This is a genomic window from Georgenia daeguensis (assembly GCF_039537705.1).
Lineage (GTDB): Bacteria > Actinomycetota > Actinomycetes > Actinomycetales > Actinomycetaceae > Georgenia > Georgenia daeguensis.
The window spans coordinates 1-16,438 of the sequence record NZ_BAABBA010000021.1; the positions used below are offsets into that span (position 1 = coordinate 1).

The window sequence follows — 16,438 nt, forward strand, 5'->3', positions numbered from 1 at the left end:
CACCGAGCCTCTCGCCGCCATCAGCGCCTGACCCGACAACGAAGGATCACCGAACCGGAGATCACCGGACCGATACACCACTCCCGCGGACTTGACCCCCCGACTACACCCTCAATTCTGAAGAGCCGGTTTGCCATGCCCGATTTTACCGCATCGAGGGTTTTTTGGACGTGGCGGTTTGTCCGCTGCCGAGTGGCAGGAACGGGACATGGCAGGAACCGGACGGCTCTACCCCCAAGAAGTGGGGATTCCCCAGGAAAGATTTGGCGGTACTTTTCCCAAATCGGAGCAACGAGGCTCCTATCTAGATTGAGGCCGCATCATGCGAATAGCGATCAGAGAAGGTCGACGGCCTGGCGATGATCACAGAATTGCCGGCATGAATCACATCGCGAGAAGGGTCCTGGCTGTCGGGGCGAGTGTCATGGCCTTCGGGGCGATGATTACGGCAGGTTCCATCACGGAAGCGTTCGCACACGCCCAGACAGGAACGGTCGGCTCCGGCTACACGTATTTTCCGACCGCATCTCCATACCACTCCTATGCGTACGTGACTAAGTGCCACAGCGCCAACGGTTCCGCCCCCTTTTATCAGGGCGAAGCGATTCTCGGTACCTCCTCGGCTTTTGGGCCGCGCCAAGCCTTTCCGGGCCCCGACAGCACCGTCAGCCTGCACAAGATCGGCGAGCGTCGGTCGAGCTCCCGTGCGACGTCGGCCGCCACGACGACCACCGCAGCCCCACCGTCGGTGGTAACGCAGCAGTCAAGTCGGTGGAGCGGGTCTGCTATCAGTGGCGACTCGAGAACCTCCTCTACGGAGACGAGGTTCGGCAGCAGCGCCCGGGGATTGTGCTGCGCGTGCCGCGAGGCGGCGACCTTGATGAGCGCAAGATCCTCGGCCGTCGTGCCGTACTCGTACATGTGCCGCATGGCCACCAGCGCGTAGCTCGGCGGGATCGTCAGGCCGACGTCGCTCTCATAGTCGGACTCCGGCCCCGCTGTTCCGAAGTCCGGCGGGTAGAGAGACGGGATGCCGGCCATCGTCACAAGAGCGACCCGGCACTTGCCGGCAGCGATGGCTGCGGCCGCGTGTCCGATGTGCATCGGGTACGACGCGCCGCCGCCTTCCGTGGTGTCGATGTAGCTGAGTCCGTCGAGTCCCAGGTAGTCCGCCATTGAGATGGAGCCGATCCCAGGGGCTTCCGAGGAGCAGAAGAACCCGTCGACATCAGCGACGGACAGGCCGGCGTCGGCAATCGCGCCGTACGCCACGTCGGCGATCACCTCGGCGACGGTACGGCCGACGATGCGGCGCTCCGGGTGCTCGTAGACCCCAGCGATATGGGACAGTCCGCGGATCGACATCAGTTGGCTCCTTCGGTGTGGGCAGCTCGTGCAGATGGGTGATGGAGCGGTGCCCCTCGCTCGCGCCAAGAGCGAGGGCGAAGGTGAGGGGCACCTTCTCCGGTTCGCCGGCTCAGCGCGCCGTCACGCCGGTCGCCACGCGATCGACCCGCCGTCCTCACCCAGGTCGTCGAACACCGCCTCCATCCGTTGGCCGCACGCGAGCCCTTCCGGGTCGTCGCCGACATACCTGCCGATGATCCGGATTCCGCCCTCCACCTCCACGACGGCGACGCCGTACGGCAGCTGGTCCTTGAACCAGGGGTGGAAAGCTCGATACATCACCGTGTAGGTGTAGACCTCACCGGTGGTCGGCACGTCGCGGGGTACGAAGCTGGAGCCTTGGCAGGCTCCGCAGAGTTCACGCGGTGGCCACTGACGGGTGCCGCACTCAGTGCACTCTCGTACCCTGATGCGGCCTGTTCGCAGTCCGTCAAAGTATTGCTCGTAGAGCGGGTTGTCAGGAAGAAGCGGTGCCGGAGGCGCCACGCTGATGGTCGCTTTCGTACCCATGTTTCGTGTTCTCCTTCGTTGCCACGGAATCCGTGTGCTGCTGGCCGGTCAGTTGTGCAGTAGGACGACGGAGCCGTCGCTGAAGTCTCCGTATCCGGTCACGAGCCCGATGTGCGCGTTGCGGACCTGGGCGTCGCCGGCCTCACCGCGCAGTTGTGAGACGGCCTCGACCACGTGGTTCATGCCCACCACATGGGCTTGGGAGAGAAGTCCGCCGTGCGTGTTGATCGGCATCTCGCCACCGAGGGCGATCCGGCCCCCGCTGACGAAGTCGGGCGCCTCCCCCCTGCCGCAGAAGCCCATCTCCTCGATCTGCCGCAGCACCACGAAAGTGAAGCAGTCGTAGATCTCGGCAAAGTCGACCTCCTCGCGGCGGATACCGGCCATGTCGAACGCGCGGTCAGCGGCCTTCGTGATGCCCATGTTGAGAATGTCGGGGCGGCTGGACAGGTCGTCCGGGGAGTCCGCGTGTCCTTCCGCACCACCGGCGATCGCGACGGCGCGCTTTCCCATGTCGCGCGCCTCCTCCGCGGAGACGACGAGCACAGCCGCCGCGCCGTCGGTCTCGAGGCAGATGTCGAAGAGATGGAAGGGCTTCACAAACGTGGGCGATGCCCAGTACTGCTCGCTGGTCAGCTCGCGACCACGCATGTAGGCCTTCTTGTTGAGCTGCGCATGTTTGCGGGTGGTGAGGGCCACGGTCTCCATGCCGGCGGGGTCGGCCTTCGTCTCGTGGAACCACCGGTTCGCGTGCAGGCTGTACCACTGCATGGGGGCCAGCAGTCCGGCCGGGTTCTCCAGGTTGTTGCGGATCTCGTATCCAGGGACGTTTCCAACTCCGCCCGGAGACTGCTCGGCCGAACTGAGGCGGTTGGTGGTGGAGTAGAAGTTGTGACCGGTCGCCACGATGACGCGCTTGGCGAGTCCCGCCGCAACGGCGGCGGCTGCCTGGACGACGGCCGCCACCGGCGACGCGCCACCGATGTGCACGTGCGCGTGGAAGCGCAGGTCGGTGATCCCGAGGGCGGCGATGAAGTCCTCGTTGGTGGGGACGTCCTTCCACGCCATCACCACACCGTCGACCGTTGACGGGTCGACCCCGGCGTCGCGGCATGCGGCGACGGAGGCCTCGAGGATGAGTTGACGCTCTCCCTTCGGTGTCCCCCGCACGTACTCCGTCTCGCCGACGCCGGCGATGTAGGCCTTGTCCGTGATTGTGCTGACCACTGTGGCTCCTTGCCTTGGTGTCGGTCTTGGTTCACGCCCGCTGCGGGGCGAGGGCGTCCTCGTCGTACTCGCTCTCGCCCAGGGTGTTGAGGACCTCGTTGGTGTGGGCGCCCAGCGTCGGTGCCGGCCGCAGCTGTGCGGGGTTGCCCACCAGGTACGGCGGCTTGGCGTACAGGTGACTGCCCCGATTCGATCCGACCTCGACGAACGTGTCCCTGTGCTGCGTGAAGTGATCGTCCCGGAGCAGCTCATCGGGAGAGTTGACCGGCGCCCACGGCAGCCTTCGCACCTGAGCCTCGCGGAACATGTAGTCCGAGTCGTGACGGGCGCAGAACCGTCCGATGACGTCCACGACGTGGAACATCTCATTCTCGCGGCTGGCGGAGTGGCGGTACTTCTCGTCGGCGAGATCTTCCGCCATTCCCTCTGAGTCGAACCACTCGACAAGGGCGGCGAAGCGCGTGTCGTCGATGTAGAGCGGCAGCGCCAGGAGGTACTTGCCGTCGGCGCACAGGTGCTGCCAGCGGGGTGTGTCGGCGGGCATCGCGTGCCGCGCTGTGTGCCGCTCGACGTCACGCTGCTGGTAGATCCAGAACGGCACCGCCATCTCGGTGGATGTGGCGATGGACTCGTGCGCCGAGACGTCGATAAACTGCCCGTTGCCAGAGATGCCCTTCTCGAAGGTGGCCGCCAGCGTGGCCATCGTGGCCATCATGCCCACGAGGTGCTTGGCGTGACCGCCGATCGGGGCGATCGGATCGTCGTCGGGCAGGTCGTCGTACCCGCACGACGCCATCACCCCCCCGAGTGCGAGCTGCGTGAGGTCGCTCGCGGCGTAGCTGCTCCAGGGTCCGTCCACCCCGAAAGGGGTGACGGAGCAGTAGATGAGTCCCGGGTTGGTCGCGTGCAGCGCCTGCCAGCCGATGCCGAGCCTGTCGGCGACCCCGACGCCCAGGCCGTCCAGGACCACGTCGGCCTGTGCCGCCAGTGCCTTGAGGGCCGCGCGGTCCGCCTCACTCTCGAGGTCCAGCACGACCGAGCGCTTCGAGGTGTTGTAGTGCTCGAACTGCAGACCGGCGTCGCCGACGAACGGGCCGACCCGACGGCTTGCGACACCGGCCGGCGGCTCGATCTTGATCACGTCGGCGCCTGAGTCGGCCAGCAGCTTGCCGGCGAACTCGGCGAGGCCGTCGCGGTCGAGCTCGAGGACGGTCAGCCCGTCGAGCATGGGAGTGATGATGTCGTTGGTATTCACCAGAGTGACCTTTCGACTGCGGGGTTGGCCGGCATGCCTTCCGGCCAGAGGACGTGAGCGTCGCGGAGCTGTGAGATCTGGTCGGCCGAGTAGCCCAGCACGTCGGCCAGGACGTACTCGGTGTCGTTTCCGAGGACCGGCCACCGGGACTCGAGGGCGTAGTCGCTGGACGGGGAGCGGAACGGCACTCCCTCGAACAGCTGCGTCCCCAGGTGGGGGTGCTGCAGCGAGGTGAAAATCTTGCGGTGACGCAGTTGCGGGTCGTGCTCGACCCGGTCTCTTCCGGTCTGGACGGCACCGGCCGGCACGCCGTGCTGCTGGAGGTGGTACATCGCCTCATACTTGTCGTAGCTGCGCATCCAGTTGCCCAGGTGCGTGTCGATCTCGTCCTGGTGAGCGGCCCGGTTCTCGGCAGTGTCAAGAACCATACGTTCCGCCCATTCGGGGTTGCCGAGCGCCTTCTTGAGGGAGCCCCACTGGTTGTCGTTCAGGATCGACACGGCGCAGTAGTCGTTCGGTCCGTCACCGCGGCTCCGGTAGACGTTGCTGGGGCTCGCCGTGTCCCCGCGGAAGCCGACGACCTCTCCGTCCGGGGAGACCGACCGGTTGCCGCCGGGGATGCTCTCGTTGCGCAGCGACCGGTCGGTCATGGCCGCCTGGAGCAGCGCGGTGCCGACCAGGGAGATGCCCACCTCGACCTGGGACATGTCCACCCGGGCGCCCTCGCCGGTGCGCTGGCGACGAGATAGTGCGGTCAGCACACCGACGGCGCCCATGTAGCCGCTCGCGACGTCGAGGTACGACCAGCCCCAGCCGGCCGGCGGAGCACCGGGCTTGCCCGACATGAACGTAGTCCCGCTCATCGCCTGGGCCGTCGGCCCCCACGTGTTCTTGTTCTTGTGCGGGCCGGTGTGGCCGAACCCGCTGACACTCACGTACACGACCGAGGGGTTCAGCTTCTTGAGCTCGCCGTACCCCAAACCCCAGCGTTCGAGCACCGAGGCCGAGAACGACTCCGCCACGACGTCGGACTCTCGGATCAGGTCACGGATGACGGCGAGTCCCTCTTCGCTGCGCACATTGATGGTGAGGCTCTTCTTCCCCACGTTGAGGTTGGCGAAGAAGGGGCCGTTGTTGAGCGTCTTGTCCGTCTCGTCGCGCAGGTACATGGCGCTGCGCATCGGGTCGGGGTTCGTCGGCCACTCGACCTTGATGACCTCGGCTCCGAGGGACGCGAGGTAACGCGTCATCGTGGGTCCTGCCACGCTCCAGCTGAAGTCGACGACTCGGACACCCGTGAGCGGGCGTTTGCGGTTTTCCATGTGATTCACTCCTACGTCGACTGGTCAGGCGGTCTCGGGGGTGGCGTCGGGCGTGGGTGCCAGGGACGCGTGGATCGTTGTCAGCCCGAGGCGCTCGGCACAGAACGCGAACAGGGGGCCGCTGAAGAGCGCGTAGAACGGCCACGCGACGAGCGTGAGCACCCCGGTGCTGATGGGCAGGCCGGCGATGACTATCCGCTCGTCGTGGAGCGTCACGAGGGCGATGACCCAGAGGCCGGTCGAGACGGCGTGGAATGCGATCAGTGCTGTGATCGTGCCCCGGTCGGGCCATCCGTTCTCACGGTCGAGGACGGACATGAAGGTCAGCAGCGCGACAAGCAGCGGCACCGGGATGATGATGAGCGCCGGAGACCCGGCGAGCATGCCGATCATGGTCAGCACCAGCAGCCCGGCGAACACCAGCACGAAACGGTCGATCCGGCTCTGGCCTGCCTTCGACGAATACATCACTCAACTCCTTCGCTTGCGAACTTGTTGGCGCGCGAACTGCGGGGTTGCGGGATGTCGTCCGCAAGGACCGCCCCGTTGCGGTCATCTGGCGCCCCCGTGGTGTTCTGCGCGAGCACCAGGGGGTACAGCTCGTCGAACCGACGCTTGTCTGCCTTGGAGGACGTCGCGTAGGACGCAGCGATGTACACGAGGATCCCGGCCACGATGACCACCGCTCCGGAGAAGAAGTTCTCCGGAGGCACCCAGCCCGCCTGGCTAGTCAGGAGGGTGAACCCGACGTTCAGCACCAGACCGCTGACGATGGAGATCGTCGCCGCGATGCCTGTGCCGCGCCGCCAGTAGATGCCCAGGATGATGGGGCCGAAGATGGCTGCGCCGAACGCGGCCCACCCGATGGCACCCAGCAGGTAGATGATCTGGTCGAGGTACAGGCCGATGAAGAGCGAGGCACCGACGATGACGAGGCTCGCGAGGCGGTTCCACATCAGGTCCCGTCGCACCGCGATCCGCAAGGCGCTCGTCAGGTCCCGCATGAGCGCTGAGGCGCCGATGGTGATGAAGCTGCTGGCGCTCGACATGATCGCGGCGAGCAGTGCTGTCAGGGCCAGACCGGCGACGATCGGGTTCGTGAAGTTGGAGAGGAAGCTGGTGGCGGTCGAGTCCAGGTCCGGCTCTGCCAGACGGCCGTCGATGATGGCCGAGCGCGTCGCCACACCGACTCCCAAGGAGAACAGGGTGGTTGTGGCATAACCTAGCGCCGCGACGGTCGCGCCCCACTTGAGCTCTTTCGGCGACTTGAGCATCAAGAACTTATGGATCAGTTGCGGCTGGGCGACCATCCCGAGGACGATCATGATGGCGTTGGCGATGATCCAGACGACGGGCTTGACCCCATCGAGCGACAGGAACGCCGCGTCCTCGCCGGCAAGAGTGCCCATGATTCCGGACCACCCGCCGCCACTGGCCATCGCAATTCCGAAGATCACGATCGACATCGCGATCATGATGATTCCCTGGACGAGGTCGGTCCACACCGCCGCGAGCATTCCGCCGGTCACGGTGTAGATCGCGACAACGACGGCACCGACCCACGTGGCAGCGGCGAACGGAATTCCGAGCAGGAGGCTCGTGATGACCCCGGCAGCGACGATCTGCGCCGTCATGTACCCGATCGCGCCGAGGATCATGGCGATGGACATCCACAGGTGGGCTGCCTTGGACTCATACCTCACCCGCACGATGTCGGGGATGCTGTACACCTCGTGGCGGTGGGCGATAAGCCGCAGGCGGCCCCCGAGCAGGAACCAGGCCAGCGCGAACCCGAGGGGAGCCAGCAGGGCCGTTCCTACGAGGGCGGCGAGCCCCCAGGCAGAGGTCGTCCCGGTGGCACCGACCATTCCCCATCCGCTCTGGATGGACGAGAACGACGCCATGGCCATCACAAAGAACCCGAGGGACTGGCCCGCCACCAAGAATTCTTTGGAAGACTTCATCTTCGTGTTCGCCCAGAAGCCGACGGCGAGCATCAGCCCTAGGTAAGCGATCGCTACGCCTAGAATTATTGTTTGCGCATCCATGCGAGCCCCTTCGTCATCATTGATCTGGGAACAGATTGAACGACTGCAAATTGCGAGAGTCGGGCGACATTTCAATCTCCCATGCACTAGGTTGCGCACTGAGAGTTGACATAACGGGCCGGGATAACGACACACTCGGGATCGATACGGCCTGGTGAGCCTCATGTCACAGTCGTCGAGCTTCGTCGCCTTGGACTGTCCGAACGCTTCCGAAATCTATGACGGCAGGGGACGGATCCAAATATCGCCCTGAGGTACATCTCCCGCCACGCATGTATCCACCCATGGCGCCGAGACGTCCGGTCCGGCGGCCGTGTCCGACTGCACGAACTTGCCCGTGCCGCGTCGCTTCTGGGAGTTCCGCAGCTGGTGGTAGTAACGCGCGCCAGTAATTCATTATCTAAGTTGTAGAATGGGGTATGGCACGAACTGGGCGTCCGAGAGCTGATCTGGTCCTGAGCGAGGAGGAGCGTGAGCAGTTGGTTCGCTGGGCTCGGCGGCGGAGGTCATCGCAGGCGCTGGCGTTGCGTTCGCGGATCGTGTTGGAGTGCGCTTCGGGGGAGGCGAACACGGTGGTGGCGCAGCGGCTCGGAGTGAGCCGTCCCACGGTCGGGAAGTGGCGGTCCCGGTTCGTGGAGCATCGGCTGGACGGGCTGGTGGATGATCCGCGGCCCGGCCGGCCCGCGACGGTGACCGCGGAGCAGGTGGAGGATGTGGTGGTGGCGACGCTGGAGTCCACGCCGGAGAACGCGACGCACTGGTCTCGGGCGAAGATGGCTGAACACACCGGACTGTCCAAGTCGACGATCGGGCGGGTGTGGAAGGCGTTCGGTCTCAAGCCGCACCGGACGGAGGGGTTCAAGCTGTCCAACGACCCGTTGTTCGTGGAGAAGGTCTACGACATCGTCGGCCTATACCTGGACCCGCCCGAGTCCGCGGTCGTGCTCAGCGTGGACAAGAAATCGCAGGTGCAGGCCCTGTCCCGCTCGCAGCCGGCCCCGATGATGCCGGGAACGCCAGAGAAGCGCACGCACGACTACTTCCGGCACGGCACCACGAGCCTGTTCGCGGCGATGAACGTGGCGGACGGCACCGTGATCGCCTCCACCCATCGCCGGCATCGGGCCACGGAGTTCAAGAAGTTCCTGGTCAAGATCGATCAGAACGTGCCCGCACACCTGGACATCCACGTGGTCTGCGACAACTACGGCACCCACAAGCACCCGACCATCAAGACCTGGCTGGAAAGACACCCCCGGTTCCACATGCACTTCACGCCCACGTACTCCTCGTGGATCAACCAGGTCGAACGACTCTTCGCCGAAGTCACCCGCGAGCTCCTGCAACGCTCCGACCACCGCTCCGTCCAGGCGCTGGAGAAGGACTCCCGCGCCTGGGTGAAAGCCTGGAACGAGGACCCGAAACCATTCATCTGGACCAAAACCGCTGACCAGATCCTCGAATCCCCTCGGACGACTATTACAACGAACTAACGGCGCGGGACACTAGTGCCTCGACCTTTCATGGCGGGGCCGTGGGGCGTGATGGCGTGGCTGGCGCCGTTGCCTGCGGGTGATTGTGGCATCTGGGTGCGACACGACGTCCGGGTGTCGCCTCGGGTTGGCGCCGGTTCCACTGCCGGGGTCTTGCAGTAAGTCGTCGGGACGGGGCCAGTGGGTTCGTCAGCCGGGGACGGCGAGCTCACGGAGCCTGGTGATGCCCTGGAGCGCGAGGTGCGCCCAGGGCGCTTTGTCGGCGAGGTGGAGCAGCGCCCGGCGTGCGGTGCGGACCATGGTGGCCGGGATCGAGTACAGGCGCAGCCGCAGGCTCTTCGGCTCCCACCGGCGGGCGGGGTGAGAGTGCAGGGCGAGCATCTGCATCCACGCGGTGAGCTCGGCGGCGAGACGACGCGGCGTCGGCCGATTCTTTGCCCGAACGCGCCAGATATCGGGAGACAGACGCACATCGTGCGGGCACAAAGGAGGACGGCGAGGAGCGCCTCGTCCCTCGTCAGTAATTCGTTCGTTCGTGGTTGCGAAGGAGATCGAGTATGTGACGGTGTTGTAGAAGAACGCACCAGACGGGACCACAATGAGCGTCGCCAGAAGGGTCTGCCGCGGGTACCGGGTGAACACCTCAACGATCGGGAAACGGCTCGTCTTCTTCCGCTCCTGGACGGTCTTGAAGGCTGGGGTCTCGCCGAGGCTTAGACGGACGTACATCCCTACACCCACGAGGACGGCACTCGCCAGAAAGGGCACGCGCCATCCCCAGGAGAAGAATCTGCTTCAGGCAGTTGCGATACGGCCAGGAAGGCAAGGGTAGATAGACGAGGCCGGCAGGTACTCCGACCTAGGGGAGGCTGCCACAAGCAGCTCCAACGCGGCGGTAAGGACCGCGTTGCCGCCCTCCGCCTGCTGCGCCGCCGCTTGTCCGACGTCGTCTTCACCGCACTTCGGACGGACCAGCAAGCCCTGGCACCAGGCCATCACGCAGAGCCGCTGCGACTAGCTGCTCGACATAGGAGCATCGGGGAGCTCGACCCCCGCAACCGCTGATCATGGGGTTCATCGACACCATGCGCGCCGAGGGGCACGCGGTCGAGTCGATCTGCCGGGTCCTGCAGGGCTGCCAGATTGCCGCGCGCACCTACCGGTCCTGGAAGTCTCCGCGGCGGATCTTGGCGGCCCGCTGTCGGCGACGGTCGAAAAGTAGGCCAGAAACGACGGTCGAAATCTAGGCCACCTGACGAGTATCGGACAGGTGATGACTGTGGAGGACTGGGCGCGGATCCGGCATCTGCATCAGGCTGAGGGGCTCTCGCAGCGACGGATCGCCGAGGAGCTCGGGCTCGCGCGGGAGACGGTGGCGCGGGCGGTCAGGTCCGACCGTCCGCCGCGCTACAAGCCGAGGCCGCCGGTGGTGGGGTCGGCGTGGACGGCGGTGGAGCCGGCGGTGCGGTCGTTGCTGGCGCAGCATCCGCGGACGCCCGCGACGGTGCTCGCGGAGCGGGTGGGCTGGACCGGGTCGGTGACGTGGTTCCGGGAGAACGTCGCGCGGCTGCGGCCGCGGTATCTGCCGGTGGACCCGGCCGACCGGCTCGCCCATGCGCCCGGGGAGCAGGTCCAGTGCGACCTGTGGTTCCCGCCGGTGAAGGTCCCGGTCGGTGACGGGCAGCGGGCGTCGTTGCCGGTGCTGGTGATGGTCGCGTCGCACTCGAGGTTCCTGGCGGCGGTGATGCTGCCCTCGCGCAGGACCGGGGATCTGCTCGCCGGGATGTGGCAGCTGCTCAGCGGTCAGCTGGGCGCGGTCCCGCGGGCGCTGTTGTGGGACAACGAGGCCGGCATCGGCCGGGGCGGGCGCCTGGCACAGGGGGTGGCGGGGTTCTGCGGGACGCTGGCGACCCGGCTGGTCCAGGCTCGCCCCTACGACCCGGAGACCAAGGACATCGTCGAGCGGGCCAACCAGTACCTCGAGACGTCCTTCGTGCCGGGCCGGACCTTCGCCTCCCCGGCAGACTTCAACGCCCAGCTCGAGGCGTGGCTGGCGCGGGCCAACACCCGGACCGTCCGGGCGCTCGGGGCCCGGCCGGTCGACCTGGTCGCGGCGGACCGGACGGCGATGCTCCCGCTGCCGCCGGTCGCACCGAGTGTCGGGGCGCGATGGCTGACCCGGTTGGGCCGGGACTACTACGTTCGGGCCGGCGGCAACGACTACTCGGCCGACCCGGCTGTGATCGGCCGGCTCGTCGAGATCGTGATGGATCTCGAGCGGGTCGTGATCACCTGCGAGGGGCAGGTCGTCGCCGACCACGCCCGCTCCTGGGCCAACGGTCTGACGATCACCGACCCGGCCCATGTCAGCACCGCCAAGGTGCTGCGCCGCCGGTTCCTCACGCCCCAGCCGCTGGCGGAGCCGGAGCAGGAGCTCGTGCGAGACCTGGCGGAGTACGACGCCGCGTTCGGCGTCACCGGGCTGGACGGGCAGGTCGCCTGATGTCCGCCCCCGCGAGCCAGACCGTCAAGGAGCTGGAGTACTACACGAGGGCGCTGAAGGCCCCACGGATCCGGGAGGCCGCCGCGAAGCTGGCCGAGCAGGCCCGGGCGGAGGGCTGGTCCCACGAGGACTACCTCGCCGCTGTGCTGGCCCGCGAGGTCGCCGCCCGGGAGGCCTCCGGCGCCAGCATCCGCACCAGGGCGGCGGGGTTTCCCGCGAGAAAGACCCTCACCGACTTCAACTTCGACCACCAGCCCGCCGCCGACCGCGGCCAGATCCACCGCCTCGCCGCCGGCGCCTACCTCGCCGAGGCCGGCAACATCGTCCTGCTCGGCCCGCCCGGCACCGGCAAGACCCACCTCGCCACCGCCCTGGGCATCACTGCCGCCGAGCACGGCACCCGGGTCCTGTTCGACACCGCCACCGGCTGGGTCACCCGGCTGTCCGCCGCCCATGCCCTCGGCAAGCTGCCCGCCGAGCTACGCCGGCTGCGCCGCTACGGCCTCCTGGTCATCGACGAGGTCGGCTACCTGCCCTTCGAGGCCGAGGCCGCCAACCTGTTCTTCCAGCTCGTCGCCTCACGGTACGAGCACGCCTCGATCATCCTGACCTCCAACCTGCCCTTCTCCCGCTGGGGCGAGGTCTTCGGCGACCAGGCCGTCGCCGCCGCGATGATCGACCGCATCGTCCACCACGCCGAGGTCATCACCCTCAAGGGCACCAGCTACCGACTCCGGCACACCCAGATCGACACACTGCCCTCCGCCGCCGCGGAGAACCAGGCACACTAACCACACACGACGTGGCCCACTTTTCGACCGCCGGAACTGGCCTACATTTCGACCGCCGCTGACAGCCCGCACGGTCACCGACGCGATGGTCCTCGACGCGGTCCGGGACGTGGAACTGGACGGTCAACGCTCATGGCCGGCGGGTGTTGACCCCTGAAGGGGCTCTACGGCGTCGGAAGATGACCGCGCTCATCCGCCGCACCTCGCTCCCGGACGCCTCGGCGGGGGCCGTGGACCGCGCTATGCGGGCGCTCGGGATGTGCAGGGCGTGCGCCGGGGCAAGGCAGCGGGGACGACCGTGCCGGGCAAGGACGGCAAGCGGGCCGGCGACCTGCTGGACCGCGACTTCACCGCCCCGGCCCCGGGTCTCGGTTACCGACTTGCGCACCTGCCGGGTTCGTCTACGTCGCGTTCATTCTCGATGTCTTCGCCCAGCGGATCGTCGCTAGGCACGCGGCGTCGACCAAGCACGTCGATCTGGTGATGACCCCGCTGCGGATGGCGCTCTGGCCGCGTGAGCACGAGGGCCACCCCCTCCAGGCACGCGAGCTTATCCAGCACATCGACCCCTGAACCAAAGCAGTACACCTCGATCCGGTTCACCGATCACCTCGAGCTCGAGGGCATCCAGCCCTCGATCGGGTCGGTCGGCGATGCCTACGACAATGCGCTGATGGAGACCATCAACCTGCACAAGGCCGAGTGCATCCGCACCACGGTCTTCCACCCCGGGCCGTTCAAGACCTCTCGCCGACGTCGAGTACGCCACCGTCGGCGCCTCGCACCGAATTCAGGCCATCTCACCCGCGCGCGATCGGGGCTTAGTCAGCTACCTGGATCCAGTCTGCAGCCCAGGACGATATTGAGTCGAGGACCGGCTGCAGAGCCCGCCCCTTGGCCGTCAGCACGTATCGCGGGGCGCCTGTGGTGACCGGACAGGTGCGCGAGAGAAGTCCTTCGCGTTCCAACTCTCGCAGCCTTTCGGCCAGCAGGCGGTCGGACAGCCCGGGTATCGCAGCGCGGATCTCACTGAAGCGCTCCGCGTGAGCCATTAGCGCATGAAGGATGACACCGTTCCACCGCCGACCGAGCAGCTCGACGGTCTGGTGGAACGACGGGCAGTATCGTCCGCGGTCACCACCCACGGTGCCGCTCGCTTCGTCCGCCACCTCGCACCCCCCACGTCCACTCAAAGATGATTGACCTGAGCTCAGGATACTGCTATACCTCAAGGTACTTACTCTTGGTAAGCGGCGACCTTGGGAGGATAACGTGGATGTCCTGGTGCTCCTAGGTAGGGTGCTTTTCGGCCTGCTCTTTCTCGGGTCAGGCTACGGCCACCTCGCACAGAGGCAGATGATGGCTGGTTACGCCGCCAGCAAAGGGGTGCCTGCCGCCAACCTGATGGTCCCACTGACTGGGCTGCAGATCCTGGTCGGCGCACTGATGGTGGCCCTGGGGATCTGGCCCGACGTTGGTGCCCTGCTGCTGGTGGCCTTCCTGCTGCCCACAGCCTTCATCATGCACGGCTTCTGGGCCGAGACCGATCCCGGAGCCAAGACCATGGAACAGACCCAGTTCCTCAAGGACCTGGCCCTGGCCGGTGCGGCCCTGGTGATGTTCGCCGTCTTCGCCTACCTCGGTGACGATCTCGGCCTCGTCCTGGTCAGCCCGCTGTTCACCCTCTCATGAACAGCGCCGACCCCGTGGCCATGCCTCATCGCCCTGGCCCACGACCCTCCACGACCCGAACCAACCCGCACACCCAGCTCGACCAGCAGCCCAGCGACGACCAACCGCGGCAGTACCTCATCGGGCAGCTCATCGACCTGCCAGGTGTGGTCTGGGCGAGCTCGATGATCTCCGTCCCGGGTGCACGAGCGCTCACGCTGCCCCGGGGGCCAGCCCAAGGTCCACCCGATTCGTTCATGATCGACACCGAGTTCGCCCACCTCCACCCAGCCCCCGACCACTCCCTGCACCTGGTACTACCGCCGACGGCCGCCGAGGCTGCGATCGAAGCGGGCTGGGCCGAGCAGCACCCCGTCGCCCGCCTCGGGATCATCGCACCGGGTGCGGTCATGGTCTACGCCCCACGCGACGCGCAAGAGGCGGACATCGCCGCCGGTCTCGTAAGGGCGTCGTACGCCTACGCAACAGGTGCACAACCTCCGCTCAGATCAGAGCCGGGGATCACACCGGGCACTGACGGCACGGCCTGACTCTCGGTCGCGCTGGTCCGGAAACTACTCAAACAAGGAGTACCTCATGGCGGGACGACTCGAGGGCAAGGTAGCCCTGATCACCGGCACGGCAGACGGGCAGGGACGGGCGGCCGCGCTCGCCTTCGCTATGGAAGGCGCCAAGATTGTGGGCTGCGATCTCAAGGCGGACCTAGCCGAACAGACCGTCGAACTCGTCCGGGCGCACGGCGGTGAGATGGTCTCGATGCAGCCGCTGAACCTGGGTGACGAAGCCGGGGTGCAGCGCTGGATCGACTTCGCTGTCAAGGAGTACGGCGACTTCGACATCCTTTACAACGCCTCGGGTGTGCGCGGAGGCACCATCGAGTCCTTGACCCGCGTGGACTGGGACTTCGACATGACCAACGAGATGTTCCTGGCGATCCAGAAGGCCCTGCCGGTCTTCAAGCGCAAGGGCCGCGGCACCATCCTCAACACCGGCTCGGTCGCCGCGACGGTCGGCTCGGCCATGCCCGGGAACGTCGCAGGCAAACTCGTGCACAACGTGGCCAAAGCCGCTGTCCTGCGCCTGACCACCAATCTCGCCGTTGAGCTGTCACCGTGGAACATCCGCGTCAACGCCGTCTCCCCAGGGTTCATCGACACCCCCGCGACACGACCACTGCTGGAGGCCGGCGGGCGCGCACCGGTCGAACGCGCACTGCTCAACCCCCGCATCGGGCGGCCTGAGGACATCGCCATGGCAGCGGTGTACCTCTGCTCGGACGAGGCCGACTACGTCACCGGTGCGAACCTGGTCGTCGACGGCGGCTGGGTCGCAGCCGGCGGCGCCGGCCGCCCAGACCCCGAGATCGGGCAGATCTTCGTTGACGTGATGAAGAAGTTGACCAACGCCCCCACCGCCTGACAATGGGATGTAAGGCGAGCCCCGCACCGGGACGTCCTGACCTCCACCGGGACTTCCTGACCTCCGCGCGACTGACTTCGGGTCGTCAACGAGACCGACCGTCCGGCACCGTGAACACGCACCCACTACCCCCCTGCGGCGAACCCCTCGTCGCGGCAGCAGTAAGGCGAAAGGTGATCGCTTTGATGCCTGACGTGGAAACGATGCTCGCGCACTGGGCCGAGAGGGCCGGGCCCCACCCAGATGGCGCGATCCTGCCACCGCACCACGAACAGTGCCTTGGCTGCGGCCCCGACAACGCCCACGGCCATCACCTCCAAGTCAACCGCCGTGGGGACGGGGTGGCGGCCGACCACGTCTTTGACAACCGCCACGTGGGAGCTCCAGGAGTCGTCCACGGCGGCGCGGTCGCCACCGTCCTCGATGACTTGTCGGGGTTCCTGCTTTACCTGGTGGGGACGCCGGCAGTCACCCGCCAGCTCACAGTGGACTACCTGTCACCTGTCCTCGTGGGGGTCACCTACCGGATGGAGGCGGGGGTGACGAGCCGTGAGGACCGGAAGTTCTTTGTTGCTGCCACCCTGAGCGACCTCGACGGATGCACCGTGGCCACGTCGACGGCGGTGTTCGTCACGGTCGGTGTCGAACATTTCGCCCGGCACGGAGGCGTATCCGGCGGTAGCCCCACGCCACCCGTCGCGGATGATCACCGCGACAGCGGTCGGGGGGGTGCGGTGGGTCAGCAACGCGGGTAGTGCGCGTCTCGGCGGT

General features: G+C 66.7%; 16 protein-coding genes and 4 pseudogenes. 9 read left to right on the forward strand and 11 right to left on the reverse strand.

The window, feature by feature from the left end:
- Positions 1-591: 591 nt before the first annotated feature.
- The 8 genes and pseudogenes from ABD774_RS16990 to ABD774_RS17020 form a co-directional block, all read right to left on the reverse strand.
- Positions 592-1,365: a hypothetical protein gene (locus ABD774_RS16990; RefSeq protein ID WP_345043781.1), complete on the reverse strand. Its 774-nt coding sequence runs from the start codon at positions 1,363-1,365 to the stop codon at positions 592-594.
- Positions 1,366-1,488: 123 nt separating this feature from the next.
- On the reverse strand, positions 1,489-1,722 hold the full coding sequence (locus ABD774_RS16995) for a Zn-ribbon domain-containing OB-fold protein (RefSeq protein WP_345043784.1): 234 nt from the start codon (positions 1,720-1,722) through the stop codon (positions 1,489-1,491).
- A gap of 27 nt (positions 1,723-1,749) precedes the next feature.
- Positions 1,750-1,917: pseudogene (locus tag ABD774_RS21715) on the reverse strand (zinc ribbon domain-containing protein); the annotation flags it as partial.
- A gap of 48 nt (positions 1,918-1,965) precedes the next feature.
- Positions 1,966-3,144: a thiolase C-terminal domain-containing protein gene (locus ABD774_RS17000; protein ID WP_345043787.1), complete on the reverse strand. Its 1,179-nt coding sequence runs from the start codon at positions 3,142-3,144 to the stop codon at positions 1,966-1,968.
- 31 nt (positions 3,145-3,175) lie between these two features.
- Positions 3,176-4,399 (reverse strand): CaiB/BaiF CoA transferase family protein, encoded by a 1,224-nt coding sequence (locus ABD774_RS17005; protein WP_345043790.1) that lies wholly within the window; start codon positions 4,397-4,399, stop codon positions 3,176-3,178.
- Complete coding sequence (locus ABD774_RS17010; protein ID WP_345043793.1) at positions 4,396-5,721, reverse strand: CaiB/BaiF CoA transferase family protein; 1,326 nt, start codon at positions 5,719-5,721, stop codon at positions 4,396-4,398. The genes ABD774_RS17005 and ABD774_RS17010 overlap by 4 nt, the downstream gene beginning before the upstream one ends.
- Before the next feature lie 24 nt (positions 5,722-5,745).
- On the reverse strand, positions 5,746-6,189 hold the full coding sequence (locus ABD774_RS17015; protein WP_345043795.1) for a hypothetical protein: 444 nt from the start codon (positions 6,187-6,189) through the stop codon (positions 5,746-5,748).
- Positions 6,189-7,718, reverse strand: a complete 1,530-nt coding sequence (locus ABD774_RS17020) for a sodium:solute symporter family protein (RefSeq protein WP_345043798.1) — start codon at positions 7,716-7,718, stop codon at positions 6,189-6,191. Before ABD774_RS17020 ends, ABD774_RS17015 begins: the two co-directional genes overlap by 1 nt.
- Positions 7,719-8,188: 470 nt before the next feature.
- Here ABD774_RS17020 and ABD774_RS17025 point away from each other — a divergent pair.
- Positions 8,189-9,278: pseudogene (locus ABD774_RS17025) on the forward strand (IS630 family transposase).
- A gap of 173 nt (positions 9,279-9,451) precedes the next feature.
- Here the strand turns inward: ABD774_RS17025 and ABD774_RS21720 are convergent.
- Entirely contained in the window at positions 9,452-9,991 is a 540-nt protein-coding gene (locus ABD774_RS21720; protein ID WP_425554588.1) for a transposase, read from the reverse strand.
- A 311-nt stretch (positions 9,992-10,302) separates the two neighbouring features.
- On the opposite strand from ABD774_RS21720, the pseudogene ABD774_RS17035 reads away from it, so the two are divergent.
- From ABD774_RS17035 to istB, 3 genes and pseudogenes are all read left to right on the forward strand, one after another.
- Positions 10,303-10,443, forward strand: a pseudogene (locus ABD774_RS17035) (IS3-like element ISPfr13 family transposase); the annotation flags it as partial.
- Between the two features lie 89 nt (positions 10,444-10,532).
- Complete coding sequence (gene istA, locus ABD774_RS17040; RefSeq protein ID WP_345043803.1) at positions 10,533-11,765, forward strand: IS21 family transposase; 1,233 nt, start codon at positions 10,533-10,535, stop codon at positions 11,763-11,765.
- Positions 11,765-12,556 carry an IS21-like element helper ATPase IstB gene (gene istB / locus ABD774_RS17045; RefSeq protein WP_345043806.1) on the forward strand — a complete coding sequence of 264 codons (792 nt, stop codon included), beginning with the start codon at positions 11,765-11,767 and terminating at the stop codon, positions 12,554-12,556. Before istA ends, istB begins: the two co-directional genes overlap by 1 nt.
- A 372-nt stretch (positions 12,557-12,928) precedes the next feature.
- Here istB and ABD774_RS21725 read toward each other — a convergent pair whose 3' ends face one another.
- Positions 12,929-13,159 (reverse strand): hypothetical protein, encoded by a 231-nt coding sequence (locus tag ABD774_RS21725; protein WP_425554590.1) that lies wholly within the window; start codon positions 13,157-13,159, stop codon positions 12,929-12,931.
- Here ABD774_RS21725 and ABD774_RS21730 point away from each other — a divergent pair.
- Positions 13,137-13,265 (forward strand): annotated as a pseudogene (locus ABD774_RS21730) (IS3 family transposase); the annotation flags it as partial. The gene ABD774_RS21725 and the pseudogene ABD774_RS21730 sit on opposite strands and share 23 nt — an antisense overlap.
- A 112-nt stretch (positions 13,266-13,377) precedes the next feature.
- On the opposite strand, the gene ABD774_RS17055 reads toward ABD774_RS21730, so the two are convergent.
- Positions 13,378-13,725, reverse strand: a complete 348-nt coding sequence (locus ABD774_RS17055) for a winged helix-turn-helix transcriptional regulator (RefSeq protein ID WP_345043808.1) — start codon at positions 13,723-13,725, stop codon at positions 13,378-13,380.
- A 103-nt stretch (positions 13,726-13,828) separates the two neighbouring features.
- Here ABD774_RS17055 and ABD774_RS17060 point away from each other — a divergent pair, with 103 nt between their 5' ends.
- The 4 genes from ABD774_RS17060 (at position 13,829) to ABD774_RS17075 (ending at position 16,422) form a co-directional block, all read left to right on the forward strand.
- A complete protein-coding gene (locus ABD774_RS17060; RefSeq protein ID WP_345043811.1) occupies positions 13,829-14,248 on the forward strand; it encodes a DoxX family protein in 420 nt (139 codons plus the stop codon).
- Positions 14,249-14,484: 236 nt separating this feature from the next.
- Positions 14,485-14,778, forward strand: coding sequence for a luciferase domain-containing protein (locus ABD774_RS17065; protein ID WP_345043813.1), 294 nt, complete (start codon positions 14,485-14,487; stop codon positions 14,776-14,778).
- 46 nt (positions 14,779-14,824) lie between these two features.
- Entirely contained in the window at positions 14,825-15,667 is an 843-nt protein-coding gene (locus ABD774_RS17070; protein WP_345043816.1) for an SDR family NAD(P)-dependent oxidoreductase, read from the forward strand.
- 185 nt (positions 15,668-15,852) lie between these two features.
- Complete coding sequence (locus tag ABD774_RS17075) at positions 15,853-16,422, forward strand: PaaI family thioesterase (protein ID WP_345043818.1); 570 nt, start codon at positions 15,853-15,855, stop codon at positions 16,420-16,422.
- The last annotated feature ends 16 nt before the right edge of the window (positions 16,423-16,438 follow it).